Here is a 23,852-nt window from a genome sequence, read left to right on the forward strand (position 1 = left end):
CTGCACAGGGTCACGCAGCGACCGAGGCCAGGCGCCCCATCGAACCTGCAATGCGGCGCGAAAGGTTGCGCGCGGGCCACTCGATCAGCCGCCCGGCCAGCCAGGCGCAGGCCAGTGCCACGGCCATCATCACCGCCACCAACAGCGCGGACGGCAGGGCCGGCAGGAGCAGCAGCGCCTCGCCACCAGGGGCGGCTGCCACCCACTGTCCGCCCAGCCTTTGCTGGGCAAGAGCCAGGCCATCGAAGATCCGCCCAAACACCAGCCCGTGGACCATGTAGAGTCCATAGGAAAGCACGCCCAGCCAGCGCAGCGGCGCGGTCCGCAGCAGCGCGCTGAGCGCGCCCTGCTCGCGCGCGAACACCAGCACCATGGCGGCAAAGGCAAGGTCCAGCGGCAGGAGCGGGGCATCGCGGGCGATCAGGATGACGACGACCACCACAAGGCCCAGTTCGACCAGCCCCGGCATCACGCTGCCCACCCCGCGCGCCGGCCCGCTGGGCGCAAGGCGCGGCCACAGCGCCCAGCAGCCCATGCCAAGCCCGAAGCCGATCAGGCCACGCAGGAAGTGATCGGGCAAGGGCGCGGCGCCCCCCAGATCGGCCAGACCCAACGCGAGGGCGAAGCCCGCACCCAGCGCCAGCGCCCGCCGGCCAAGGGCGCGCCAGGCCAGGGCGGCCACGATATAGAGCGCCAGTTCGACCGAGACCGACCAGCTCTGCACGTTCCACAGATCGCGCCCCGGCCAGATCCAGTCCTGCACCAGCAGGAGCGAGGCCGGCAGCGCGGCCAGGTCGCGCGGCCCGGTGAAGGGGATCCTGCCGCCCGGCCCGCCCCCCGGCCCGCCCGTCGGCCAGGCAGCCAGCAGCCCGCACTCCAGCACCAGGTAGGCCAGCACCATCGCGGCATGGAGCGGCCAGATCCGGCCCCAGCGCAGCAGCAGGAAGCGAGCCATGGAATAGCCCCGCGCCAGCCGGTCGCCATAGGAAAAGGCGATCACGAAGCCCGACAGGACAAAGAAGAAATCGACCCCGCGCGACAGGTTGTCGTGGAACGGATTGGCCAGCAGCGGCGCCGTGCCGGAAACGTGATGGAAAGCCACGCCCAGCGCCGCCAGCCCGCGCCACGAATCGAGCGCCGCGAAGCGGAGGCGCCCGGCGGCGGTCATCGCCCGCCGGCCATCATGCCCGCTGCGGCGCACCGGCGGTCGCCAGCGCCTTGAGCCGTCCGCCAAGCCGGATGAACGGGCGCTCCACCGCCACGGTCAGCAGCCAGGCGAGGATCAGGCTGGCAACAAGCACGGCCAGCTTGACCGGCGGATTGGCATTGACCCCATCGCTCAGCACGGCCTGGGCCGCCCGCAGCACCGGCACGTGCACCAGGTAGAGCGTATAGGATATCGTGCCCAGGAACTGGAACGGGGCAGATCCGAACACCGATCCGCCATGGACCCCCGCCAGCACGCAGGCCGCCGCGGCAAACGGCAGGACCACGGCGGCGCCAGGCCAGTCCGGAGCCAGCGCCATGGCGCCGATGAGCACGACGAAGGGGATCTCCAGGCGCACCGGCAACGCAAGCCGTGAACGCCACAGCAGGTGCCCCGCCGCAAGGCCGAACAGGGCGCGCATCAGGTATTGGTTGCCACCTGCCGCCACCTCGCGGTCGACCAGCCCCAGCGCGACCAGGCACAACGCCAGCAAGGGCCGGACCGCCTTGTCCGGAACCCGCAGCCCCAGGTTGGCGGCACCCAGCGCCAACAGCGGCAGGTAGAACTCCCAGCAGATGCTCCAGGCCGGAAAGTTGAGCGGATCGCGGCCCATGACCGGCGCGCCCATCACCGTTTCCAGCGATTCGGGGCTTTGCCGAATGACCAGCGCCAGCCCCAGCGTGGTCACGTAGAACACCGGGGCCAGGCGCAGGAACCGGCGCAGGGCGAACAGGCCAAGCGGGCTGGTGGGCGCCGTGGCCCGGGTCAGGACATAGCCGCTCAGCACGAAGAAGACATCGACCCCGAGGCCAAGCACCGGTCCCTTCCAGCCCAGCGCCCGCATCGTGAAACTATTGATGCCCAGATGCAGCAGGGCCACGCCCAGCGCCAGGGCGCCGCGCAGGCCATCAAGGTCCGGATGATGAACGGACCGAGCCGGAGCGACCGATCCCGCGCTCACCGTCCTCCTACCACCACCGCTGCGGCTTGGCCGCGAACCCGGCGCGGGCCTCGATGGCGAGGCCCGCGTCAAGCACGCCCTGCTCGTCGAACGGCTTGCCGATCAGTTGCAGGCCCAGCGGCAGCCCCTGGCCGTTCAGCCCCGCCGGGACCGACATCGCCGGCAGGCCCGCAAGGCTGGCGGGAACCGAGAACACGTCGTTGAGGTACATCGCCAGCGGATCGTCGGTATTTTCGCCAAGCGCGAAGGCCGCGGTCGGCGTGGTCGGCGCGAGGATCACGTCGCAGCGGGCGAAGGCCTCCGCGAAATCGCGGGCAATCAGGGTGCGGACCTTCTGGGCCTGGGTGTAATAGGCATCGTAGAAGCCCGCCGACAGCACGTAGGTGCCGATCAGAATGCGCCGCTTGACCTCGTCGCCGAAGCCGGCGGCGCGGGTGGCGGCATACATCTCCTGGAGGTTCGCGCCATCGGGCAGGTCGCGCAAGCCGTAGCGCACGCCGTCATAGCGGGCGAGGTTCGACGAAGCCTCGGCCGGCGCGATGATGTAGTAGGTGGGCAGCGCATATTTCGTGTGCGGCAGCGAGATGTCAACGATCTGCGCCCCGGCATCCTTCAGCCAGGCCACGCCCTGGTCCCACGCGGCCGCGACCTCGGCGTCCATCCCGTCCATCCGGTATTCGCGCGGGATGCCCACGGTCTTGCCGGCAAGGTTGGCGGACAGGCCCGCCTCCCATTCTGGCACCGGCAGGTCGAGGCTGGTCGAATCCTTGGGATCAAACCCGGCCATGGCCTCCAGCATGATCGCGCAATCGCGCACCGAACGCGCCATCGGCCCGGCCTGGTCGAGGCTGGAGGCGAAGGCGACCACGCCCCAGCGCGAACAGCGCCCGTAGGTCGGCTTGATCCCGGTGGTGCCGGTGAAGGCGGCTGGCTGGCGGATCGAGCCGCCAGTGTCGGTCCCGGTCGCCGCCGGGCACAGCCGCGCGGCGATCGCGGCGGAAGACCCGCCCGAGGAACCGCCGGGCGCCAGCGGGGCGTTATCACCGCCCGCGCGCCGCCAGGGCGAAACGACATTGCCGAAATAGCTGGTCTCGTTCGACGAGCCCATGGCGAACTGATCGAGGTTGAGCTTGCCCAGCATCCCGGCGCCCGCCTGCCACAGCCTGGCCGAAACGGTGCTTTCGTATTCGGGCGTGAAGTGTTCGAGGATGTGGCTGGCCGCGGTGGTCTGCACGCCCTTGGTGGCGAACAGGTCCTTCATGCCGATCGGCACGCCGGCCATCTTGCCCAGCGCCTTGCCGCCGGCGCGATCCGCATCGACCGCGCGCGCCGCATCCAGCGCCTTGTCGGGGGTGGTGACGATGAAGGCGTTGAGCGCGCCTTGCGCGGCGGCGACATTGGCGTTGAACGCCTCGGCCACTTCAACGGCGGTAAAGTCTCCGCCGGCAACGCCCGCGCGGATTTCGGCAACGCCAAGCTCGGTAAGGTCAGTCATTCTATTCAATCACCTTGGGCACGCCGAAGAATCCGTGTTCGGCCGCCGGGGCATTGGCCAGCACCGCATCGCGGATGCCGCCCCCGGTCAGCGGATCGGCATTCGCCACATCGTCGCGCAGGCGCAGGTGGTTGGGGATCACCGCGGTCATCGGCTCGACCCCGGTCACGTCAACCTCGCCAAGCTGTTCCACCCAGGCGAGGATGCCGTTCAGCTCGGGCACCATCGCGGCGAGATCCGCCTCGGTCACCTTGAGGCGGGCGAGCGAAGCAATCTTCGCCACGGTTGCGGTATCGACCGACATATCAGTTCAGTCCCCGATCAGGGCTTCGGAGCGGCTTCGGGCGCGCCTTCCGGTGCACCGTGGGCGCCGCCGCCCTGGAGCCCCTGCATCATCTGCATCATCTGGCGCTGCTGCTCGAACTGCTGCCGGCTCATCACGCCGAGCACCTCGATGTCGAAATAGAGGTCGGAATTGGCGGGGATCGGGCCGTTCGCCTTGTCGCCATAGGCGAGCCTGGCTGGGATCTTCACCTTGTACTTGCCGCCGGCCTGCATCTGCTCGAGCGCCTGGGTGAAGCCGGGGACGACCTCGCGCAGGGCGAGCGGCGCCTTGCCCTGGTCGAACACGGTGCCGTTGGCGAGCTTGCCGGTATAGTCGATGAAGGCGACGTCATCGATGCTGGGCGACGGGCCTTCGCCGGCCTTGACCGTCTTGACCGAAACCAGCGCCGGCATCGCCGCCCAGGCACCGGCGCCGGCCACCGCAACAGCGGCGGCAACGCCCAGCCACAGCCTGCCGAGCGAGCCCTTGGCGAGGGGCTGGAGCGGAACGCGGGTGATCTCGGTCATCGATTCGTCCTCATGATCTCGACTGCGCGCACACGAAAAGGGCGCGGAAAAATCCGCGCCCTCTTGGCGTAAACCTCCGACCGGGGCAAGCCCGGCGCGGAGCCAAATCCAATCTTACTTCGCGCCGTCGCGCTCAGCGCGCTTGCGCTCGAGCTTGCGGGCGCGGCGAACGGCGGCAGCCTTTTCGCGGGCGCGCTTTTCCGAGGGCTTTTCGAAGTGACGGCGCAGCTTCATCTCGCGGTACACGCCCTCGCGCTGCAGCTTCTTCTTGAGCGCGCGCAGGGCCTGGTCGACGTTGTTGTCGCGGACGAGAATTTGCATAAACCGACACACCTCACAAATCGCAGGCAGGAACCCCGCCGGTCTGCTGGCGCGGGGGAAGCCCGATAATGGCAAATACGAACGATGCCGAATCTCTGGTGAGTCCGGCTCGAAGAAGCGGGCCGCTAGCAGAGGTGGCGTTCGATGGCAAGCGATCGGGCAAGCATGGGTCGCCAAGCGGCTGGCTTCTGAAGCCCACCCCGGCTAAGGCGCCGTGATGACCGCGCCGCCCACCTTTGCCAGTTCCTCGCTGCTCGTCGCCCTGGGCGGCGGCCTGGGCGCCTGGCTGCGCTATATCACCAGCCGGGCCTGGCTCTCCGCCATCGGCCCGGTCGCGGCCACGGCCTTTCCCTGGGCCACGCTCACCGCCAATGTCCTGGGCAGCCTCGCCATGGGCCTGCTCGTCGGCTGGCTCGCCCGCCACGGTACCCCCGGCGGCATCCTTGGCGGCGAGGCCTGGCGCCTGCTGCTGGGCGTGGGCGTTCTGGGCGGCTATACCACCTTCTCCTCCTTTGCACTGGAATTTGCCTTGTTTATCGAACGCGGCGCGCTTGGCGCTGCGGCGCTGTATGTCGGAACCTCGCTGGTCGCCGGCTTTCTCGCCCTTTTCGCGGGCCTTGCCCTGATGCGGAGCCTCGCATGAGCGCGCCCAAGGAAGCCCCCTTCGATCCGCGCGCCGACCAGGTCCGCCAGTTCACCGTCGGGCGCGACGATGATGGCGTGCGGCTCGATCGCTGGTTCAAGCGCCATCTGCCGCAGATCGGCTTCGCCACGGTGTCGCGCTGGGCGCGCACCGGCCAGGTGCGGATCGACGGCAAGCGCGCCGATCCGGCCGATCGCGTCGCCACGGGGCAGGTGATCCGCGTCCCCCCCGGCGGGGTGGAGCCGGCCAGCAGCGGCCCGCGCGCGCGCAAGCCGCTCACCGAGGACCAGCTGGCCCTTGCCGATTCGATGGTCATCCACCGCGATCGCTCGGCCATCGTGCTCAACAAGCCGCCGGGCCTGGCCACCCAGGGCGGCTCGGGCACCTTCGAGCACGTCGACGGGCTGCTTGATGCCTATGCTCATGATGGCCCGCGCCCGCGCCTCGTCCACCGGCTCGACAAGGACACCTCCGGCGTCCTCCTCGTCGCCGCCACGCCCGGCAGCGCGGCCTATTTCTCCAAGCGCTTCTCCGGCCGCTCGGCGCGCAAGATCTACTGGGCGCTGGTGGTCGGCATCCCCGACATCAAGGATGGGTTGATCGAACTGCCGCTGTCCAAGCAGCCGGGCACCGGCGGCGAGAAGATGATGGTTGATGAAAGCGGGGAAGGCCAGCCGGCCCGCACTCGCTACCGCGTGGTCGATCGCGCCGGCAACAGCGCCGCCTGGGTCGAACTCCAGCCGCTCACCGGCCGCACCCACCAGTTGCGCGTCCACATGGCCGCGATCGGCCACCCGATCGTGGGCGATGGCAAATATGGCGGGCAGGCGGCTTTCCTCACCGGCTCGATCAGCCGCAAGATGCACCTCCACGCCCGCCGCCTGATCATCGACCATCCGGACGGCACCCCGCTCGACATTACCGCCGAGCTGCCCGATCACTTCGCCGCCTCGATGGCGCAGCTGGGCTTCGATGAAACGCTGGGGGCAGACCTGGCCGAAGCCCCTAGGGTGCCGGAAAAGGAAGCCCGCAAGACTGCGGCCAAGGCCCATTCCAAGCAATACCGCAAGGAACGGCGCGGCGAACGGCGCAAGCGCAGCGAGGCTCCGGCGGCCAACCGCAAGCCCACCGGCCAGCGCAGCGCCGCGCCCGGCCCCCATGCTGGAAAGCCTGCCGGGAAGACTCCCGGCAAACCCGGCGCGAAACCGGCCGGCAAGCCGGGTGCAAAGCCCGGCGCGAAGTCTGGCGCGAAGTCTGGCACGGGGCGGCCGGCGCCGTCCGGCAGGCCCGCCCCGCGCCAGCGCTGATGACCACGCGCCTCGCCGTGTTCGATTGCGACGGCACCCTGGTTGATGGCCAGGGCGCGGTCGTTTCGGCCATGGCCATGGCCTTTGCCGAAGTCCGCCTCGCCCCGCCCGATCCGCACCAGGTCCGGCGCATGGTCGGCCTGTCGCTGCCCCAGGCGGTGATGCGGCTGGCGCCCGGCGCCGATGGCGACCAGGTGCGCGAGGCGGTGGCCGCCTACAAGGCCGCCTTCCGCGCCGCCCGCGCCGCCGGCACCCTGGCTGAACCGCTGTTTCCCGGCATGGCCGACCTGCTGGCCGATCTCGCCAGCGCCGGCTGGACCCTGGCCGTCGCCACCGGCAAGAGCGATGCGGGCCTGGCCCATTGCCTGGCCGGCCACGGCATCGCCGGCCATTTCGCCTCGCTCCAGACCGCCGACCGCCACCCCTCCAAGCCGCACCCGGCCATGCTGGAAGCCGCTCTTGCCGAAACCGGCGCCGATCCCGCCGCCGCCGTGATGATCGGCGATACGGCCTATGACATGGCCATGGCCACCAGCATCGGCGTGCGCGCCATTGGCGTCGCCTGGGGCTATCACGAGGCGGCCGAACTCACGGCCGCCGGGGCCGACTATGTCGCCCGCGATGCCGCCGACCTCAGGGAGTATCTCCTCGCATGACTTCTTCGCCCCCGGACAATCAAACCGCGAAGGATCCGGCAAAAGCCCGGTTCATCGCCATTTCCCTTGTCCGCCTGTCCGGCGCCCTGCTGGTCCTGTTCGGCCTGATGATCACCGAGCGGCGGGTCGATCTGCCCTGGGCGCTCGGCGTGGTGCTGACCGTGGCCGGCTTCTTCGATGTCTTCGTCATGCCAAAATTGCTGGCGCGCCGCTGGCGGACGCCCCGGCCATGAAGCGGTTCTACGAACAAGCCACCGTCGGCGAGCGTGACGGCACCTGGCACGTCCTGCTCGATGGGCGCGCGGTGAAGACCGTGGGCGGCCGATCCCAGGCCATGCCCACCCGCGCCCTGGCCGAAGCGCTTGCCGCCGAATGGGCCGCGCAGGGGCCGCAGATCGCCGCATCGGGCTTCATCCTGCGCGACATGGCCGACTATGCGCTGGACGTGGTCGCCCCCGATCCGGCCCAGGCGATCCGCGAACTCCTGCCCTACGGCGAGACCGACACCCTGTGCTACCGCGCCGATGCGGGCGATGCCCTGCGCCGCGAGCAGGACCTGGCCTGGGAGCCGCTGCTCGCCGGGGCCGAGGCGCGCCATGGCCTGGCCTTCGCGCGGATCGGCGGGGTGATCCACCGCCCGCAGCCGCCCGAAACACTCGCCCGGCTCGAAAGCCTGCTGGCCGGCATGGATGCCTTCGCCCTCGCCGCCCTGCGGAACCTCGCCGGCCTTGCCGCCTCGCTGGTCATCGGCCTCACCGCGCTCGATGGCGCGGTGCCCCCGGACGAGTTGTGGACCGCCGCCAGCCTCGAGGAAGACTGGCAGGCCGAACGCTGGGGCCAAGACGAAGAGGCCGAAGCCCGCCGCGAAGGCCGGCGCCAGGTGTTCCTCGCCGCCGCAAGGTTCGCAAATCTGGCGCGAGGCTGAAGGCAGATGGCCCGCTAGAATCTGATGACATGAGATTGAAGCGCCGGTCTCCCCTCCCCATTGGGGAGGGGCTGGGGGTGGGGGTACCGCGCTGGCTTGGAACCCCCATCCCAACCCTTCCCCATTGGGGAAGGGCTTTGCGCTTCAACGCAATGTCATCCCGCTCTAGCGGGTTACCCCACCCAGTCCGCCACCTGCGCCGCCACGGCATTGGCCGCCTGGTTGAGCGCGGGCGCGAGTCGCCGCGCATCGGCCTTGGTCACCGGCACGCTGGCCTCGAAGCGCCGCGTGGCCACGGCGCCGCCCGGCCCTTCGCGCACCGCATCGTAGCGCACCACGGCGGCATGGCTCGGCGCATCGTAGCCGAAGGCCAGCAGCCGGCCGGCCAGCCGCGCCCGGCCGCTGGCGGCGGCTTCGGCATCCTCGAACACCAGCCGTCCGCCCTTCGCGCGCAGGGTTTCGGCCAAGAGATGGCGGAACAGCCGGGCCGGGCGTTCGGCCCACATCGCATCCTTGAGATAGGCGACGTTCGCGGCATCGATGGTCACCGCCACCCGCTGCACGCCCAGCACCCGGTCGGTCTCGGGATCGAGCACGACCAGCGCGCTGTCGGCATTGCCGTTGACCGCCTGCCCGGCGGCGGGGGCGGCCGCGGCGGTGATGGTGAACAGGGTCGGCGGAGCCTTGCCGCCGCCCAGGCTCACGCAGCCGCCCAGCGCGAGCGCGAGGGCGGCTGGGCCAACAAGCCGAAAGGCCAAGGTGGGAGTCAGGGTCATGGCCAAATCCTCAGGGCTTGTAGTCCGGCAGCTTGCCGCCGCCGATCACCGCTCCGGCCCCCTGGTCGTCGATCTTCTCGGTGATCGCGCGCAGCGCACGGGTGGTTTCGCGCAGGTCGCGGATCGCGGCCTCGGCGGCGGGGAGCGTGGTGGCCGAAAGCTGCCGCGCCGCCGGCCGCGCCTCGCCCACCGTGGCGTTGAGCGTATCGGCGGCCTGCCTGGCCGCGGTCAGCGTCTGGCGCAACTGGGCGGCCAGCGGCTTGCCCTCGTTCTCCATCAGGCCATTGGCGCTGTTGGCCGCCTGCTCGAAGGCCACCAGGGTCGTGCCCGCCTGGCGCAGGGTGACCTGCAATTCGGCCAGCGTGCGCGAGACCTGCGGCGAGGCATCGGCGAGATGCGCGGTCATCCGGTCGGTATTGGCCAGGATATGGGTGATCGACTTCTGGTTCTCGTCCGAGAGCAATTGCGTTAGCCGCTCGGTCAGCGTCGCCAGCCGTTCGAGCAGCAGCGGGGCATTGTTGAGCAGGGCGCCGAGCCCGCCGCGCTTGGTCGGGATCACGGGGGCGCCTTCCGGCCCCGGCTCGGTCAGCGGCGGAGCGCCTTTCACCGCGCCCTCCAGCAGGATCGAGGAATCGCCGGTAAAGCTGCCCTGGATCGTGGCCGTGGTGCCCAGCAGAATCGGGATCTTGCGGTCGATCCGGATCCGCACGCGCACGAAGCTGGGATCGCGCGGCCACAGCTCGATCTTCTGGACCTGCCCGGCCGGCACCCCGGCGAAAGTCACCTTGCCGCCCTTGACCAGCCCGTCGACCGATTGCTTGAAGAAGATGTCGTAATCGTTCTGGTCGCCCTCGCCCACGCGGGTGATCCACAGCACGAACGCCGCCACCAGCGCCATCAGCACCAGCGTGACCGCCCCGACCCAGACGTGGTTCGCCCTCGTCTCCATGCTACGTTTCCATGCCTTGCTGGCTGTCCCCTGTAGGCCCGGAACCGGCGCCTGCCCGCTCCTGGCTGTCCCGCGCGGCCCTGCCGCGCGGGCCGTTGAAGTATTCCTGTATCCACGGGTGATCGGTGGCAAGCAATTCCGGTATGGTCCCGATCGCGATCACCTTGCCATCGGCCAGGACGGCCACCCGGTCGCAGATCTCGTAGAGCGTATCGAGATCATGGGTAATGAGAAACACGGTCAGGCCAAGGGTATCCTGCAATTCCTTGGTCAGCCGGTCGAAGGCCGCCGCGCCGATCGGGTCGAGCCCCGCCGTCGGCTCGTCGAGGAACAATAGCTCGGGATCAAGCGCGAGGGCGCGGGCCAGCCCGGCGCGCTTCCTCATGCCGCCCGAAAGCTCCGAGGGATACTTGGCCACCGCCTCGTCGGGCAGGCCCGAAAGCATCACCTTGTAGCGCGCGATCTCATGGCGCAGTTCGTCGGCAATGTCGGGGTAGAACTCCTTCAGCGGCACCTCCACGTTCTCGCCCACGGTGAGCGTGGAAAACAGCGCGCCGCCCTGGAACAATACCCCCCAGCGCGAACGGATGTCGATGTCGGCATCGTCCTGGGCGCTGGTGATCGACCGGCCCAGCACGGTGATCGAACCGGCTTCGGGGATCTGCAGGCCGATGATCGAGCGCATCAGCACCGACTTGCCGGTGCCCGACCCGCCCACCACGCCAAGGATTTCCCCCCGGCGCACGGTCAGGTCCAGCCCGTCATGGATCACGTGCTCGCCGAAGCGGTTGACCACGCCCTCCACTTGGATCGGAAATTCCGGGTCAGCCTCGGCCATCAGCCCCAGCCCACCTTGGTGAAGAACACCGCGAAGAAGGCGTCGAGCACGATCACCATGAAGATCGCCTGGACCACGGCCATGGTCGTCTTCAAGCCCACTTCCTCGGCATTGGCGCGCACGTTCATGCCCTGGTAGCAGCCGCAAAGCGCGATGATCAGGCCGAAGAACGGCGCCTTGACCAGGCCCACCCACAGGTCGCGCAGCGGCACCACCTCCTGGATCCGCAGCAGGAACGAGACGAACGGGATGCCCAGCACGAAATCGGAAATGAACGCGCCGCCGATGATCGCCAGCACCGCGGCATAGAAGCCCAGCAGCGGCATCATCAGCACGGCGGCGAAGATCCGCGGCAGGACCAGCGCCTCGATCGGGGAGACGCCAATGGTCCGCATGGCATCCACCTCCTCGGTCAGCTTCATCGTGCCGATCTGGGCGGCGAAGGCCGAACCGGACCGGCCGGCCACCATGATCGCGGTCATCAGCACGCCCAGCTCGCGCATGGCGAGGCGCCCGGTGAGGTTCACCGTATAGACCTCGGCCCCGAACTGCTGGAGCTGGACCGCGCCCTGCTGGGCAATGACGATCCCCACCAGGAAGCTCATCAGGCCGATGATTCCCAGCGCCGAAACGCCGACCAGCTCGGCCTGGCGCACCAGCGACCTGGCCCGGAAGCGGCGCGGCTGGGCGATGGTCTGGCCGATCGCGAGGATGATCTGGCCAAGGAAACCGATCACCCCCACCGCGCCCTGGCCGATCCCGGACACCAGCGCGCCCACCGCCTCGGGCACGCGCTCGATAAGCTCCGGGCGCGGCGCCGCGATCGGGGTCTCGGTGGACGAGGCGCTGACCGCCTCGATCAGCCGCCGGGCCTCGTCGCTGGCGCCCACGATCTCGGCTCCGGTATCGCGCGCCGTGCGCCAGGCGACCCAGGCGCCCACCGTGTCGATCGCGGTGACGCCGGAAAGATCAAGCGTCCGCACCGGCCCGGCGAGCGCGCGCAAGGCGCGGTCGAGCGCGCCGATCCGGGCAACGATCAAGGGTCCGCCCAGGGCAACCGTGGTCGCCCCGTCGTCCTCGCGCGTGGTGAACTCGGCTTCCTGCCTCATGCGCGCCGGTTCATGCGGGAAAAACCGGGGGGCGACAAGGGCGACGAACCGTTCGCCGCAGCCGCCACGGCCCGATCGCCCCTCCAATGGCTTGCGCCACGGGGGGGGCGCTGGCAAAGCGCCCGGTCATGACCGCTCCCGAGACCATCGTCGGCACGCTCGACAAGACCTTCGATCCCGCAGCCATCGAGGCGCGGTGGTATGCCCATTGGGAAAGCACCGGCCTGTTCCGCCCGGAACGGCCCGATGCCACGCCCTTCACCATCGTCAACCCGCCGCCCAACGTCACCGGCTCGCTGCACATCGGCCATGCGCTGGATAACACGCTTCAGGACGTGCTGATCCGCTACGAACGCCTGCGCGGCAAGGATGCCCTGTGGGTGGTCGGCACCGACCATGCCGGCATTGCCACCCAGATGGTGGTCGAACGCCAGATGGAAGCGGCCGGCGACAAGCGAACCAACTACAATCGCGAGGATTTCATCGCCAAGGTGTGGGAATGGAAGGCCGAGAGCGGCGGCACCATCACCCGCCAGCTCCGCCGCCTGGGCTGTTCGATGGACTGGAGCCGCGAGCAGTTCACCATGGACCCGCATTTCACCAAGGCGGTCGTCAAGGTCTTCGTCGATCTCCACAAGGAAGGCCTGATCTACCGCGACAAGCGGCTGGTGAACTGGGACCCCAAGCTCAAGACCGCGATCTCCGACCTCGAGGTGGAAACCCGCGAGGTCAAGGGCGGCTTCTGGCACTTCAAGTACCCGCTGGCCGATGGCGCGCGGCGCGATGATGGCCTTGATTACATCGAGGTCGCCACCACCCGCCCCGAAACCATGCTGGCCGACATGGCCGTGGCCGTCCATCCGGACGATCCGCGCTACAAGGCGGTCATCGGCAAGGCGATCCTCCAGCCGCTCACCGGCCGGCGCTTCAAGGTCGTGGCCGACGAACACGCCGATCCCGAACTCGGCTCGGGCGCGGTCAAGATCACCCCCGGCCACGATTTCAACGACTTCGAAGTGGGCAAGCGCGCCGGGATCAAGCCGGCCGAGATGCTCAATATGTTCGACGCCGAAGCCCGCGTGATCCAGACCGCCGATGGCCTGATCCCCGAAAAGTACCTCGGCCAGGACCGCTTCGTGGTGCGCGATCTGATCGTGGCCGACATGAAGTCCGCCGGGATGCTCATCCCGCACGTGACGAAGGACAAGGACGGCGAGCCGGTCGAAGCCGATTTCGAGCCGCGCACGATCCAGACCCCCTATGGCGATCGCGGCGGCGTGGTCATCGAACCCTGGCTGACCGACCAGTGGTATGTCGATGCCGAAACGCTGGCCAAGGCACCGATCGAGGCCGTCCGCTCCGGCGCCATCGAGATCGTCCCGAAGACGTGGGAAAAGACGTTCTTCAACTGGATGGAAAACATCCAGCCGTGGTGCGTTTCCCGCCAGTTGTGGTGGGGCCATCGGATTCCCGCGTGGTATGCGGAAAACGGCGAAGTCTTCGTCGCCGAAACCGAGGAGCAGGCCCAAGCGCTGGCCGGCAACCGCAAGCTGACCCGCGACGAGGACGTCCTCGACACCTGGTTCTCCTCCGCCCTGTGGCCCTTCGCCACTCTCGGCTGGCCGGACGATACCGAGCTGGTCCGCCGACACTATCCGGGGGACGTCCTCATCTCCGGCTTCGACATCCTGTTCTTCTGGGATGCCCGCATGGCCATGCAGGGGCTGCACTTCATGAAGCAGGTGCCGTGGAAGAAGCTCTACCTCCACGGCCTCGTCCGCGCGGCGGACGGCCAGAAGATGTCCAAGTCCAAGGGCAACGTGGTCGACCCACTGGGCCTCATCGACCAGTACGGCGCCGATGCCCTGCGCTTCTTCATGGCCGCCATGGAAAGCCAGGGCCGCGACGTGAAGATGGATGAGCGCCGGGTCGAGGGCTATCGCAACTTCGCCACCAAGCTGTGGAACGCCGCGCGTTTCTGCCAGGCCAACGGCATCTGCGGCAGCCAGTCCGTCGCTGCTCCCGCCGCCACCAGCGCGGTCAACCGCTGGATCATCGGCGAAGTGGTCGAAACCGTCGCCGCGCTCGATGCAGCCCTGGCCGACCTGCGCTTCGATGCCGCCGCCAACACCATCTACCACTTCGTCTGGGACCAGTTCTGCGACTGGTACATCGAGCTGGTGAAGGGCTCGTTCGACGCGGAAACCCGCGCGGTCGCCGGCTGGGTGCTCGACCAGATCCTGGTCATGCTCCACCCCTTCATGCCCTTCGTCACCGAGGAACTGTGGAACGCGCTGGCCGCGCGGCCCCATGAGCTGATCGTCGCCCGGTGGCCCCAGCCCGCCGCCGAGGTCGATCCTGCCGCCAAGGCCGAGGTCGAATTCCTGATCGCTCTGGTCGGTTCGCTGCGAACCGCCAAGAACGAACTCGGCATCGCCCCGGGCGCCCGGCTCGACGCCTACCTGCCCGAGCCTTCGCCCGCCACGCGCGGGATCATCGAACGCAACCCGGCCGCGATCGATCGCCTCGCCCGGCTCAACGGCATCCGCTTCCAGCCCGCTCCCACCGGCGCGGCCATGCAGGTCGGCGCGGGCGATGCCAACATCATCGTACCGCTTGAAGGCGTGATCGACATCGCGTCCGAAAAGGCCCGCCTCGAAAAGGCGCTCGGCCTGTCCGAGAAGGAAGCCAAAAGCCTCGAAGGCCGCCTCAGCAACCCGTCGTTCGTGGAAAAGGCCAAGCCCGAAGCGGTCGAAAAGGCCCGCGCCGACCACGCCCTGCACGCCGCCGAAGCCCAGCGCCTCAAGGCGGCGCTGGAACGGCTGGGATGATCGTGCTCGCGCTCGATCATACCCGCCCGGGAGCGGCGGCCGCCCACGGGGCTGACGGATGGGAAGCCGCGTGGCACTGACGCTTGCCACGACCACGCCGGGTGAACCGGAAATCTTCGCCTCGCTCCAGGGCGAGGGCGCCTCGCTCGGCCGGCCCACCGCCTTCGTGCGCCTCTCGCGCTGCAACCTGGCCTGCCACTGGTGCGACACCGCCTACACCTGGCGCTTTTCCGGCGACAACCGCCCCCACCGCGATGACCTCGCCTTCGAGCGCGAGACCAACCAGCTGGTGCTGGACGAGGCCGATGTCGCCGCCCGGATCGCCGCGCTCGGACAGGATCGCCTGGTCATCACCGGCGGCGAACCGCTGCTCCAGGGCGCGGCGCTGGCCCGGATGGTCGCCCTGCTTCCGGCCGGCACCCAGATCGAGATCGAAACCAACGGCACCGTCGCCCCCCATCCGGCGCTCGATCCGCTGGTTGCCCAGTACAACGTCAGCCCCAAGCTTGCCCACAGCGGCAATCCGGCCGAGCTCGCGCTGGTCCCCGAACGCCTCGCCGCTTTTGCCGCCGATCCGCGCGCCTGGTTCAAGTTCGTGGTCGCGATGCCGCAAGACCTTGCCGAAGTGCTCCGCCTCAGGGACACTTACGCCATGGCCAGCGAACGGATATTCCTGATGCCCGAGGGAACCGGCAGCGCCATCTTGCGCGAACGCATGGCCTGGCTGGCCCCGCTCGCCCTCGAACACGGCCTGCGGCTGACCGACCGCCTGCACATCCACCTCTACGGCGATACCCGCGGCACATGAGCGGGCCGGGCGGAAAGGCGGGGGGCGGCAAAGCGCGGGGCCGGCGCGGCGATCTCACCAGCGGGCCGATCCTGCCCACCCTGATCGCCTTCTCGGTCTCCACCCTGCTGTCCAGCCTGCTGCAAACCTTCAACCAGTCGATCTCCCTGATCTGGATCGGCCGGCTGCTGGGCGAATCCGCGCTGGCCGCCACCACCAACGGCAACACGGTGATGAGCCTGCTGTTCACCGTGCTGACCGGCTTCTCGATGGCCACGATGATCCGCATCGGCTTCCATTTCGGCGCCGGCAACGAACGCGCGGCCCGCCGCACGTTCGGCTGCGGGATCGGCTGGGCGCTGGGGGTCTCTATGGTGCTGGCCGCCGCCGGCGTGGTGTTCACCCCGCGCCTGCTGCACCTCCTGGGCACGCCCCCCGCCGCCCATGACCAGGCGGTCCACTACCTGCGCGTGCTGTTTCTCACCCTGCCGCTCACCGGCCTCTCCAGCACGGTCGCCATGGCCTCGCGCGGGGCGGGGGATTCGCGCAGCTCGCTCTATGGCACCGTGGTCACCCTGGTCACCTCGGTCGTGCTCAATCCGCTGCTGATCCTGGGCGCCGGGCCGCTGCCTCGCTTCGGCCTGCCCGGCGCGGCGCTGGCCTCGGGCCTGGCGAACCTCGCCGGGATCTGCGTGATGGGCGTGGTCATCTGGCGCCCCGGCGCGCCCTTGCGGATCCCCGCCTATGCCCTGCGCTGGTTCCTGCCCAGCCGCACCGAACTGGCCTACCTCCTGCGAAACGGGATGCCGATCAGCCTGCACCTGCTGCTGGCGGTTGGCGCGCAGCTGGTGATGATCGGGCTGGTCAACCGCGAAGGCCTGAACTTCACCGCCGCCTTCGGCGTCTCGATGCAGATCTGGAACTATATGCAGTCGCCCTCCTTCGCGATCAGCGCCGGGCTGACCGCCATGGCCTCGCAGGCGATCGGGGCCGGCGATCATGCCCGGGTGGGCGAGATCACGCGCACCGGCATGATGGTCAACACCTCGGTCGCTGCCGTCCTCGCCATGACCATCCTGGTTCTGATCCGCCCGATCCTCGCGCTGTTCTTCGGCCACGGCAGCCCGGCGATCCCGATCGGGGTGCATATGCAGTCGATCTGCATCTGGGGCTTCGTTCTATCGGGCCTGATGAGCGCGATGACCGCGGTGCTGCGGGCCTATGGGGTCCAGCTGGCCAATGTCGCGGTCAACCTTGTCTCGGTCTATTTCGCCCGGCTGGCCTTCTACTTCCTCACCTACCCGCTGCTCGGCGCCGACGCGCTGTGGTGGTCGTTCCTGTTCGGAACGGCGGTCTCGGTGGTGCTGATCCGGATCGTCTTCGTGCGCGGCGGCTGGACCCGGCTGGGCGACGAAGCGCGCCAACCGGCCTCGATCACCGCCGGATAGCTGGCCCGGCGCCTAGCGCCCCTGGGCGCGCCAGCGCATGACGGTGCGGATAACCATCTCCTCCTCGCCGCCCGACCGCCGCCACAATTCGCTGATCGACGGGTCGGCCGAGGCCGGGCGCTTCATCTCGTCGAGATCGTCGAACGAGACGCGGATCGGCACGGACACGCCCTCGCCGCAGATGATGCATTCGCGGTTCCGCAGCGCCGGGATCGCGTCGAGGAACCCGCGCGCCCCTTCCGGCATGGCCGCCTTGACGAAGGCCTGGTCGCGGTCGTTGTTGAGGCGCATCGAGATGATCGTGCCGCACTGCGACAGCACGCCCTCGGCCAGATCCGACGGGCGCTGGGTGATCAGGCCCAGCGAGACGCCATACTTGCGCCCCTCCTTGGCGATGCGCGAGAGCACCCGGCCCACCGACGAACCATCGGCATTGCGCTCGTTGGGCACATAGCGGTGCGCTTCCTCGCAGACCAGCAGCACGGGCCGCGTCTCCTCGTCGCGCGCCCAGATCGCGAAGTCGAAGATCAACCGGCCCAGCACGGCAACCACGGTCGAGGTCACTTCCGAGGGCACGCCCGAAACATCGACGATCGAGATCGGCCGGCCCGAGGCGGGCAGGCGGAAGATCTTGGCGATGAACTCGCCCATGGTATCGCCCACCAGCACGCCGGAGAACATGAACTGGTAGCGCGGATCGGACTTCAGCTCGTCGAGCTTGGTCTTGATCCGCATATAGGGAATGGAATTGGTGCCCTTGTCGAGCTTGCCCATTTCGTTCTGGAGAATGTTGGACAGGTCGGAGAGCAGATAGGGGATCGGGCTGTCGACCGTGATCTTGCCCATGCCTTCGGCCAGCCGGTTCTTCGCCCGCGCCTGAAGCAGGCACTTGGCGAGAATGTCGGCATCGATCTGCCGCGCTTCGCCTTGCGAGGTCAGCAGCACCTCGCAATGCTCCTCGAAGTTGAGCAGCCAGTAGGGCAGCTGCAGGTTCGAGGTATCGAAGATCAGGCCGGTGTTGCGGAACGCCGAGGCATATTCGCCGTGCGGGTCGATCATCACGATATGGCCCTGCGGCGCGCTTTCGCAGATCTTGTGGAGGATCAGCGCCGCGCTGGTCGACTTGCCGGTGCCGGTCGAGCCGAGCAGGGCGAAGTGCTTGCCCAGCAGCGCATCCACATAAAGCCCGGCGCGGATGTCGCGGGTCGGGAAGACCGTGCCGACCTGGATCGAGGAGCGTCCGTCGGAAGCATAGATCTGGCGCAGGTCGTTGGAGGTCGCCGGATAGACCAGCGCGCCGGGGATCGGGTAGCGGGTCACGCCGCGACGGAACCCGTGGATCTTGCCGGTCAGCCTCTCTTCCTCGCCCTCACCGAGAAAATCGATGTTGGCGAGGATGCCGCCCGGACTCTTGCTGTCCTGGCGCTGGGTGCGGACGCTGGCGAGCAGCCAGCCGCGCCCGACGCGGATCTTGATCTGGCTGCCGACCTGGCCGGCCAGCGCGACCGAGGGATCGGCGTCGTCGGCGCATTCCTGGAGCCGCTGGAGATCAAGCGCGATCGCCGAGGACGAACCGGAAATGTCAAGGATGACCCCGATCGGCTCGGCGGAATTGGCCGGTCGGGCCAGGCCGAGATCGCCGGCCAGGCCCGGATCGAGCTCGCCCAGGGTGGCGGGCGCCGCCTGGTCGAAACCGCTCATGCTCATGTCGGACATCCTGGTCAGCCTTCTCGCGAATGCGCGGCCGCTCTACCCCGACGAGCGTTAACTTTGCCCTAAAGCCTTGCGATTGCTTCGATCCTCGCCACGATCGGCCCGCATCAGACGAAGGCGAAAAGCCGCCCGGCCAGCCAGCCCATCAGGATCGACAGGGCCACGGCCACCAGGCCGTAGAAGAAGGCATAATGCCGGGCGAAATCCGCCACGAGCCGCTCGAACCCGCGCTTCTCCACCTGGACCGTGGCGATGGCCGAGGCCACCACCCGGCCCTTGGAGACGGCGAAGGTTTCGGCGGTGTAGGTTCCGGTCTGGACGCTGGACGGCAGGGCGATGCGCGCCTGGTAAAGCACCTGGCCGCTCACCGTCACCCCTTGCGGGTCTTCCTGGTAGAGCTGCTCGTCGGCCATGACCCCGGCGAGGCCCGCGGCGAACCGCACCTGCCGGCCAGGATCGATCGTGCCGATGGGCGATAGCTGGATGAAGGGCAGGCCCAGCTCGTAGATCGCCGCGGTCCGCCCATCGACGATTTGGGCCAACGGGCGCGACGAGGCCACGGCATAGAAGCTGGGCGCCGAACGGAACTGGGCGGCGGCGGCATTGATCCAGATGCCGGCGTGCTTCTGCTTCTCGCGCACGGTGATCGACTGGGTCGGCCCCTTGAGCACGACGACGATATCGTAGTCGCGCGCCGCGCGGGCGCCCTGGGGATCGAGAATCGCACCGAACAGCAGCAGTTCGGTGCCGGTGAAGCCCTGGCGCACCTCCACCTCATGCTGCGACACTTCGGGCACGAGGATCGGATCGCGCGCGGCCCCCAGGAGCACCAGGCACAGGAGCGCGAACAGGCGTTTCATAGCGGGGTGATCGTGTAGATCGCGTCGGGCCGATAGGTCAGCCCCAGCGCCATGCGAAGGGCCACCACCAGCACGATTCCGGCAAGTGCCAGGCGCAGGCGCTCGGGCCGGACCGACAGGGCCAGCCGCGCGCCAACCTGAGCGCCGGTGACCGAGCCGAGCAGCAGCAGGACAGCCAGCACCATGTCCACCGCCCGCGTGGTCAGCGCGTGCATCATGGTGGTGGCCATGGTGACGAACATGATCTGGAACAGCGAGGTGCCCACCACCACCCCCGCGCTCATGCCCAGGATGTAGAGCATGGCCGGAACCAGCATGAACCCGCCGCCGATCCCCATCAGCATGGTGGCGATGCCGGTGACCACGCCCAGCAGCAACGGGGCGAGCGGGGAGATATAAAGCCCCGAGCGATAGAACCGCCAGCGCAGCGGCAGGCTGGCGACCAGCGGGTGGTGGCGGCGCTTGCGGGCGGGCAGCACCTCGCCCCGGGCATGAGCGCGCACCTCGCGGATCGAATCGCGGGCCATGAAGGTGCCGATCGAGCCGAGCAGCACCACGTAGAGCAGGCTGATCACCGTATCGATCTGGCCCAGCGCGCTGAGCAGGCGGAACAACAGGGCGCCAAGGCCAGTGCCGATCACCCCGCCCAGCACCAGCACGCCGCCCATCTGGTAATCGACCCCGCCCCGGCGCGAATGGGCAAAGACCCCCGAAACGCTGGCCCCGGTGACCTGGCTGGCGGCCGAGGCCGCCGCGACCGTGGGCGGGATGCCGTAGAAGATCAGCAGCGGCGTGGTCAGGAACCCGCCGCCCACGCCGAACACCCCCGACAGGATTCCGGTCAGCGCGCCGAGCGCGATGATCACCAGGCCGTTGACCGCGAGGTTGGCGATGGGAAGATAGACATCCATGGCTTGGCCGCAGCCTAGTGCCAGTCCGGCGCCGGGGAAAGCCGCGATGGCCGGCAAACCTGCGGAGAACCCCGTCCTGGGCGACGCGCCGATCCCCGCCCGGAGGAGCGCGGGCCGCCCGGCTAGTCCGGCGCGCCTTCCCATCCGGCCGCGGCATCGACCGCGCGCATGGCCTCGGCAACGATCCGCACCGCCTCGCCGCGCGCGGCATCGGCCGGCAGGCCGAGCGAACGGCTCAGCGGCTCGCCCATCAGGGCATCGCCCAGGGCCAGCAGGACCAGGGTGAGCACCGTGGCCCTGACCGCGGCGCCGTCCTCGGGGTGGAGCCGATCGACCAGGGCGTGGATCGCCCCGACCACGGGATCAAGCGCGTCGCGGTTGCCGGTCACCAGCATCCACGAGGCCAGGGCTCCGCCGCCCTGGCTGCCGAAGGCGTCGAACACCAGGTCGACCACGTCACGGCGCGAACCCTCGCCCGCCCGGCGCGCGGCGACGGCCGCGGCGATGGTGTCGCAGATCCCCGCGCCCATTTCGGCCACCAGCGCGCGCTGGAGGCCGCCGGCCGAGCCGAAATGGTGCAGCAGGTTGGCATGGGTGCGGCCGACCCGGCTGGCCACGGCCTTGAGGGTGACCGCCTGGGGGCCGCCATCAATCAGCAGATCGCGCGCGGCCGCGAGGGCCGCCGAACGGCTTTCCTCATGCGAGAGGCGCCGCCGTGAGGGCACTTGCGTCAATGCCTGACACCTTTTCCCATCAAGTGCGCGACCACGGCGCCGGGTCTAGGCGCCCCGCCCCGATCCCGCAATCCGTTGCACCAGGGCCAGGACAGGCAGCGCCGGGCCGATCCCGCGCGGCGCCGCCCCCGGGACCGGCCCGCGCCGGGCGCTAGGCCGCGCGGGACATCGGGGCCGGGGCGCCGCCACTGCCATTGCCCCCGAGATCATGGTCATCGTCGCCGCCGCCCGCTGCGCCTGCCAGATGCAGCAGGTGGACCTGGGCCGGCGCCATTTCGCCCCGGCCAACCGAAAAGCGCGGCTCGCAGGCGCCGGTGGGCCGGAAGCCAAGCTTGGCCAGGACCCGGCCCGAGGCGGCATTGTCGACGAAGTGATTGGCCCGCACCAGGCGATGGCCCAGCGTGCGCGCGATCGCCAGCACCGCCCGCCCGGCTTCGGTGGCATAGCCCTGTCCCCAGCGCTCCCGTGCGATCCAGTATCCCAGTTCCGGCGGATGCTCCGATTCGGGCACCTGGCCCGGCTCGCCCGAAGCGGCGCCGGCACCCGGATGAAGGCCGATGCAGCCGATCAGCTCGGCCCCGCCGCTGGTCTGGGGCAAGGTGATGAAGAAGTGCGGGAAGCGCCGATCCTGGGGCAGCGCGGCAAAGGCGCGGGCATCCCCGGCGCCATAGGGCCAGGGCGCGCGGGCAAGGTTGTGCACGATCGCGGCGTCGGCGATCTGCCGGAACAGATCGGCCCAGTCTTCAGGCCAGCCGGGCCGCAGGAACAAGCGTTCGCTACGAAAGAACATCGGTGTCCTCCTCTCGTCTCCCGTCAGCCCGCAGCCCGGCTAGGGCGCAAAGATGACAGACTTGTGGCGATCCGCGGAACGAAGGCACGGGCCATCGGTCCTGCGGGGCGATTCGAGGGAGAAACGCAAAAAAGGGAGACGGGCCGAGGCCCCTCTCCCTCTGATTCTGCCGGGATCCTGATCGCAGGTCCGGCGGGGGCCATCCCGTCAAGGATGGCCCGTCATCGACCATCCGTTATTCGGCGGCTTCAGCCTGCACGTCGACCGAGACGTACTTGCGGCCGAGCTTGCCCTGGTGGAAGCGCACGCGGCCTTCACCCAGCGCGAACAGGGTATGGTCCTTGCCCATGCCCACGTTCACGCCCGGATAGACGCGGGTCCCGCGCTGGCGGATGATGATGTTGCCACCGATCACCTGCTGGCCGCCGAACTTCTTCACGCCAAGGCGCTTCGACTCAGAATCGCGACCGTTGCGCGACGAGCCGCCTGCTTTCTTGTGTGCCATCTCGAACTACTCCGGATCTTATTCAGCGGCCGCAGGCGCGGCGGCCTTTGCAGCCTTCTTGGCCTTCTGCTCGCCACCGACGGCGAGAATACGCAGCAGGGTCAGCTGCTGGCGATGGCCGTTGCGGCGGCGATAATTGTGCCGGCGACGCTTCTTGAAGACGATCACCTTCTCGCTCTTGGCCTGGGCGATGATCTCGGCCGAGACCACGACGCCGGCGGCGTCCTTGATCTCGCCGCCATCGCCGGCCAGCAGGACATCGCCCAGAGTGATCTTGTCGCCGGCTTCACCCGCCAGCTTCTCGACCGCGATCTTGTCTCCGGCGGCAACCCGGTATTGCTTGCCGCCCGTGCGCACGACTGCGAACATGGTAATCCGTTCCAATCCAAACTTGCTTCTGCCGCCCCGCCTGCCCGACACCCTGCCAAGCCGTGGCGACACGCCGACTCCCCGCCGAAGGCAGGAGCCGGAAAGAAGGTGCGCCCATAAGGCGAGTACCCCAGTCTGTCAACAAGCGCCGGGGGCGAAATGGCGGCCAACGGACGGGGTTTCGTTCGCTGGCGGGCCGTTCTATGCCAGTGCCATGAACTGGCCAGATCCCGCAAGCTCTCCCGCAGAAACCCGGCGCCGCGCGCAGCGGATCGCCCGCCGGGCCGGCACCCTGGCGCTCGGCTGCGCGCTGCTCGCAGGGTGCGCCACCAATGGCCAATACCCCTCGCTGGCCAAGGGACCATCGGAACTGGCCAGCGAAGGGCGAATCAGGGGCTGTGGCAACATGGCGGCCCCGCCCGTGCCGGTTGCGACGGTCCCCGTCGCCCCCGCGCCGGCACCCGCCCCGGCCGACCTGACCGGCCGGCTGGTCGAGATCACCGCCGAGGCCCGCGCCGCCCACGAAAGCTTCGCCAGCCAGCGCGCCCGCGTGGCCGGCCTCGCTGGCGCCGGGGCGGCGCGCGGATCGGATGGATGGGCCGTGGCCCAGGTGGCGCTGGCCGAGCTGTCGTCGGCTCGCAGCAGCACCGCGCTCGCCCTGACCGAGCTGGATAGGCTTTACGTTGCCCAACGTGTCGACGGGGGCGATGGCCAGGCCATCGCCGCCGTCCGCGACCAGGTGACCGCATGGGTCGCCGATGAAGATGCGGTCCTGGCCGGTCTGGTGGGGCGCCTCGGAAACTGACCGGCGGTCAGGCCTGATCGGTCAACCGGACACCCAAACCCCTCTGCGTTCCTTTCCGTG

Annotated in this window: 26 protein-coding genes; 9 read left to right on the plus strand and 17 right to left on the minus strand. The window is 69.1% G+C overall.

What is annotated here, in order from left to right; translation table 11 throughout:
* Positions 1–10: 10 nt before the first annotated feature.
* The 6 genes from ACFOD9_RS02705 to rpsU all read right to left on the minus strand — a co-directional run bounded on the left by ACFOD9_RS02705 (position 11) and on the right by rpsU (position 4,836).
* Positions 11–1,201 (minus strand): acyltransferase family protein, encoded by a 1,191-nt coding sequence (locus tag ACFOD9_RS02705; protein WP_379508548.1) that lies wholly within the window; start codon positions 1,199–1,201, stop codon positions 11–13.
* The gene (locus ACFOD9_RS02710) at positions 1,182–2,168 is read right to left on the minus strand and encodes an acyltransferase family protein (protein ID WP_379508549.1); all 987 of its coding nucleotides are present in this window, start codon (positions 2,166–2,168) and stop codon (positions 1,182–1,184) included. Before ACFOD9_RS02710 ends, ACFOD9_RS02705 begins: the two co-directional genes overlap by 20 nt.
* Positions 2,169–2,175: 7 nt before the next feature.
* Positions 2,176–3,663 carry an Asp-tRNA(Asn)/Glu-tRNA(Gln) amidotransferase subunit GatA gene (gatA, locus tag ACFOD9_RS02715; RefSeq protein WP_379508550.1) on the minus strand — a complete coding sequence of 496 codons (1,488 nt, stop codon included), beginning with the start codon at positions 3,661–3,663 and terminating at the stop codon, positions 2,176–2,178.
* Between the two features lies 1 nt (position 3,664).
* Positions 3,665–3,967 (minus strand): Asp-tRNA(Asn)/Glu-tRNA(Gln) amidotransferase subunit GatC, encoded by a 303-nt coding sequence (gatC, locus tag ACFOD9_RS02720; protein WP_379508551.1) that lies wholly within the window; start codon positions 3,965–3,967, stop codon positions 3,665–3,667.
* Positions 3,968–3,984: 17 nt separating this feature from the next.
* Positions 3,985–4,515 carry an FKBP-type peptidyl-prolyl cis-trans isomerase gene (locus ACFOD9_RS02725; RefSeq protein WP_379508552.1) on the minus strand — a complete coding sequence of 177 codons (531 nt, stop codon included), beginning with the start codon at positions 4,513–4,515 and terminating at the stop codon, positions 3,985–3,987.
* Between the two features lie 114 nt (positions 4,516–4,629).
* The gene (gene rpsU, locus ACFOD9_RS02730) at positions 4,630–4,836 is read right to left on the minus strand and encodes a 30S ribosomal protein S21 (protein ID WP_008995590.1); all 207 of its coding nucleotides are present in this window, start codon (positions 4,834–4,836) and stop codon (positions 4,630–4,632) included.
* Positions 4,837–5,053: 217 nt separating this feature from the next.
* Between rpsU and ACFOD9_RS02735 the strand changes: the two genes are divergently transcribed.
* Genes ACFOD9_RS02735 through ACFOD9_RS02755 form a run of 5 tightly spaced genes read left to right on the plus strand, consistent with a single transcriptional unit; the run spans position 5,054 to position 8,367 of the window.
* Complete coding sequence (locus tag ACFOD9_RS02735; RefSeq protein WP_379508553.1) at positions 5,054–5,479, plus strand: CrcB family protein; 426 nt, start codon at positions 5,054–5,056, stop codon at positions 5,477–5,479.
* Complete coding sequence (locus ACFOD9_RS02740) at positions 5,476–6,786, plus strand: RluA family pseudouridine synthase (protein ID WP_379508554.1); 1,311 nt, start codon at positions 5,476–5,478, stop codon at positions 6,784–6,786. Before ACFOD9_RS02735 ends, ACFOD9_RS02740 begins: the two co-directional genes overlap by 4 nt.
* Positions 6,786–7,442, plus strand: coding sequence for an HAD-IA family hydrolase (locus ACFOD9_RS02745; RefSeq protein WP_379508555.1), 657 nt, complete (start codon positions 6,786–6,788; stop codon positions 7,440–7,442). Before ACFOD9_RS02740 ends, ACFOD9_RS02745 begins: the two co-directional genes overlap by 1 nt.
* Entirely contained in the window at positions 7,439–7,675 is a 237-nt protein-coding gene (locus ACFOD9_RS02750) for a hypothetical protein (protein WP_379508556.1), read from the plus strand. The genes ACFOD9_RS02745 and ACFOD9_RS02750 overlap by 4 nt, the downstream gene beginning before the upstream one ends.
* Positions 7,672–8,367 (plus strand): ATP12 family chaperone protein, encoded by a 696-nt coding sequence (locus ACFOD9_RS02755; RefSeq protein ID WP_379508557.1) that lies wholly within the window; start codon positions 7,672–7,674, stop codon positions 8,365–8,367. Before ACFOD9_RS02750 ends, ACFOD9_RS02755 begins: the two co-directional genes overlap by 4 nt.
* 173 nt (positions 8,368–8,540) lie before the next feature.
* Here ACFOD9_RS02755 and ACFOD9_RS02760 read toward each other — a convergent pair whose 3' ends face one another.
* From ACFOD9_RS02760 to ACFOD9_RS02775, 4 genes are read right to left on the minus strand one after another with little or no spacing between them, the layout of a single operon-like run.
* A complete protein-coding gene (locus tag ACFOD9_RS02760) occupies positions 8,541–9,143 on the minus strand; it encodes an ABC-type transport auxiliary lipoprotein family protein (RefSeq protein WP_379508558.1) in 603 nt (200 codons plus the stop codon).
* Between the two features lie 10 nt (positions 9,144–9,153).
* Entirely contained in the window at positions 9,154–10,092 is a 939-nt protein-coding gene (locus tag ACFOD9_RS02765) for an MlaD family protein (protein ID WP_379508559.1), read from the minus strand.
* A gap of 1 nt (position 10,093) precedes the next feature.
* The gene (locus ACFOD9_RS02770) at positions 10,094–10,930 is read right to left on the minus strand and encodes an ABC transporter ATP-binding protein (RefSeq protein WP_379508560.1); all 837 of its coding nucleotides are present in this window, start codon (positions 10,928–10,930) and stop codon (positions 10,094–10,096) included.
* Complete coding sequence (locus ACFOD9_RS02775) at positions 10,930–12,039, minus strand: ABC transporter permease (protein WP_379508561.1); 1,110 nt, start codon at positions 12,037–12,039, stop codon at positions 10,930–10,932. The genes ACFOD9_RS02770 and ACFOD9_RS02775 overlap by 1 nt, the downstream gene beginning before the upstream one ends.
* Positions 12,040–12,167: 128 nt before the next feature.
* Between ACFOD9_RS02775 and ACFOD9_RS02780 the strand changes: the two genes are divergently transcribed.
* The 3 genes from ACFOD9_RS02780 (at position 12,168) to ACFOD9_RS02790 (ending at position 17,105) form a co-directional block, all read left to right on the plus strand.
* A complete protein-coding gene (locus ACFOD9_RS02780) occupies positions 12,168–14,870 on the plus strand; it encodes a valine--tRNA ligase (protein WP_379508562.1) in 2,703 nt (900 codons plus the stop codon).
* A gap of 70 nt (positions 14,871–14,940) precedes the next feature.
* Positions 14,941–15,678 carry a 7-carboxy-7-deazaguanine synthase QueE gene (locus ACFOD9_RS02785; protein ID WP_379508563.1) on the plus strand — a complete coding sequence of 246 codons (738 nt, stop codon included), beginning with the start codon at positions 14,941–14,943 and terminating at the stop codon, positions 15,676–15,678.
* Positions 15,675–17,105 carry an MATE family efflux transporter gene (locus tag ACFOD9_RS02790; RefSeq protein ID WP_379508564.1) on the plus strand — a complete coding sequence of 477 codons (1,431 nt, stop codon included), beginning with the start codon at positions 15,675–15,677 and terminating at the stop codon, positions 17,103–17,105. Before ACFOD9_RS02785 ends, ACFOD9_RS02790 begins: the two co-directional genes overlap by 4 nt.
* A gap of 12 nt (positions 17,106–17,117) precedes the next feature.
* Here ACFOD9_RS02790 and ACFOD9_RS02795 read toward each other — a convergent pair whose 3' ends face one another.
* The 7 genes from ACFOD9_RS02795 to rplU all read right to left on the minus strand — a co-directional run bounded on the left by ACFOD9_RS02795 (position 17,118) and on the right by rplU (position 22,987).
* Entirely contained in the window at positions 17,118–18,821 is a 1,704-nt protein-coding gene (locus ACFOD9_RS02795; protein WP_379508565.1) for an ATP-binding protein, read from the minus strand.
* Between the two features lie 104 nt (positions 18,822–18,925).
* Complete coding sequence (locus tag ACFOD9_RS02800; protein WP_379508566.1) at positions 18,926–19,678, minus strand: TIGR02186 family protein; 753 nt, start codon at positions 19,676–19,678, stop codon at positions 18,926–18,928.
* Positions 19,675–20,589, minus strand: a complete 915-nt coding sequence (locus ACFOD9_RS02805; RefSeq protein WP_379508567.1) for a sulfite exporter TauE/SafE family protein — start codon at positions 20,587–20,589, stop codon at positions 19,675–19,677. Before ACFOD9_RS02805 ends, ACFOD9_RS02800 begins: the two co-directional genes overlap by 4 nt.
* Before the next feature lie 122 nt (positions 20,590–20,711).
* A complete protein-coding gene (locus ACFOD9_RS02810; RefSeq protein WP_379508687.1) occupies positions 20,712–21,314 on the minus strand; it encodes a TetR family transcriptional regulator in 603 nt (200 codons plus the stop codon).
* A gap of 160 nt (positions 21,315–21,474) precedes the next feature.
* Complete coding sequence (locus ACFOD9_RS02815; protein ID WP_379508568.1) at positions 21,475–22,113, minus strand: GNAT family N-acetyltransferase; 639 nt, start codon at positions 22,111–22,113, stop codon at positions 21,475–21,477.
* Positions 22,114–22,348: 235 nt separating this feature from the next.
* Positions 22,349–22,618 (minus strand): 50S ribosomal protein L27, encoded by a 270-nt coding sequence (rpmA, locus tag ACFOD9_RS02820; RefSeq protein ID WP_379508569.1) that lies wholly within the window; start codon positions 22,616–22,618, stop codon positions 22,349–22,351.
* Between the two features lie 18 nt (positions 22,619–22,636).
* Positions 22,637–22,987 (minus strand): 50S ribosomal protein L21, encoded by a 351-nt coding sequence (gene rplU, locus ACFOD9_RS02825; RefSeq protein WP_379508570.1) that lies wholly within the window; start codon positions 22,985–22,987, stop codon positions 22,637–22,639.
* 214 nt (positions 22,988–23,201) lie between these two features.
* On the opposite strand from rplU, the gene ACFOD9_RS02830 reads away from it, so the two are divergent.
* On the plus strand, positions 23,202–23,792 hold the full coding sequence (locus ACFOD9_RS02830; RefSeq protein ID WP_379508571.1) for a hypothetical protein: 591 nt from the start codon (positions 23,202–23,204) through the stop codon (positions 23,790–23,792).
* Positions 23,793–23,852: the final 60 nt, after the last annotated feature.

The sequence above is a fragment of the Novosphingobium bradum genome (genome assembly GCF_042646485.1).
Lineage (GTDB): Bacteria > Pseudomonadota > Alphaproteobacteria > Sphingomonadales > Sphingomonadaceae > Novosphingobium > Novosphingobium bradum.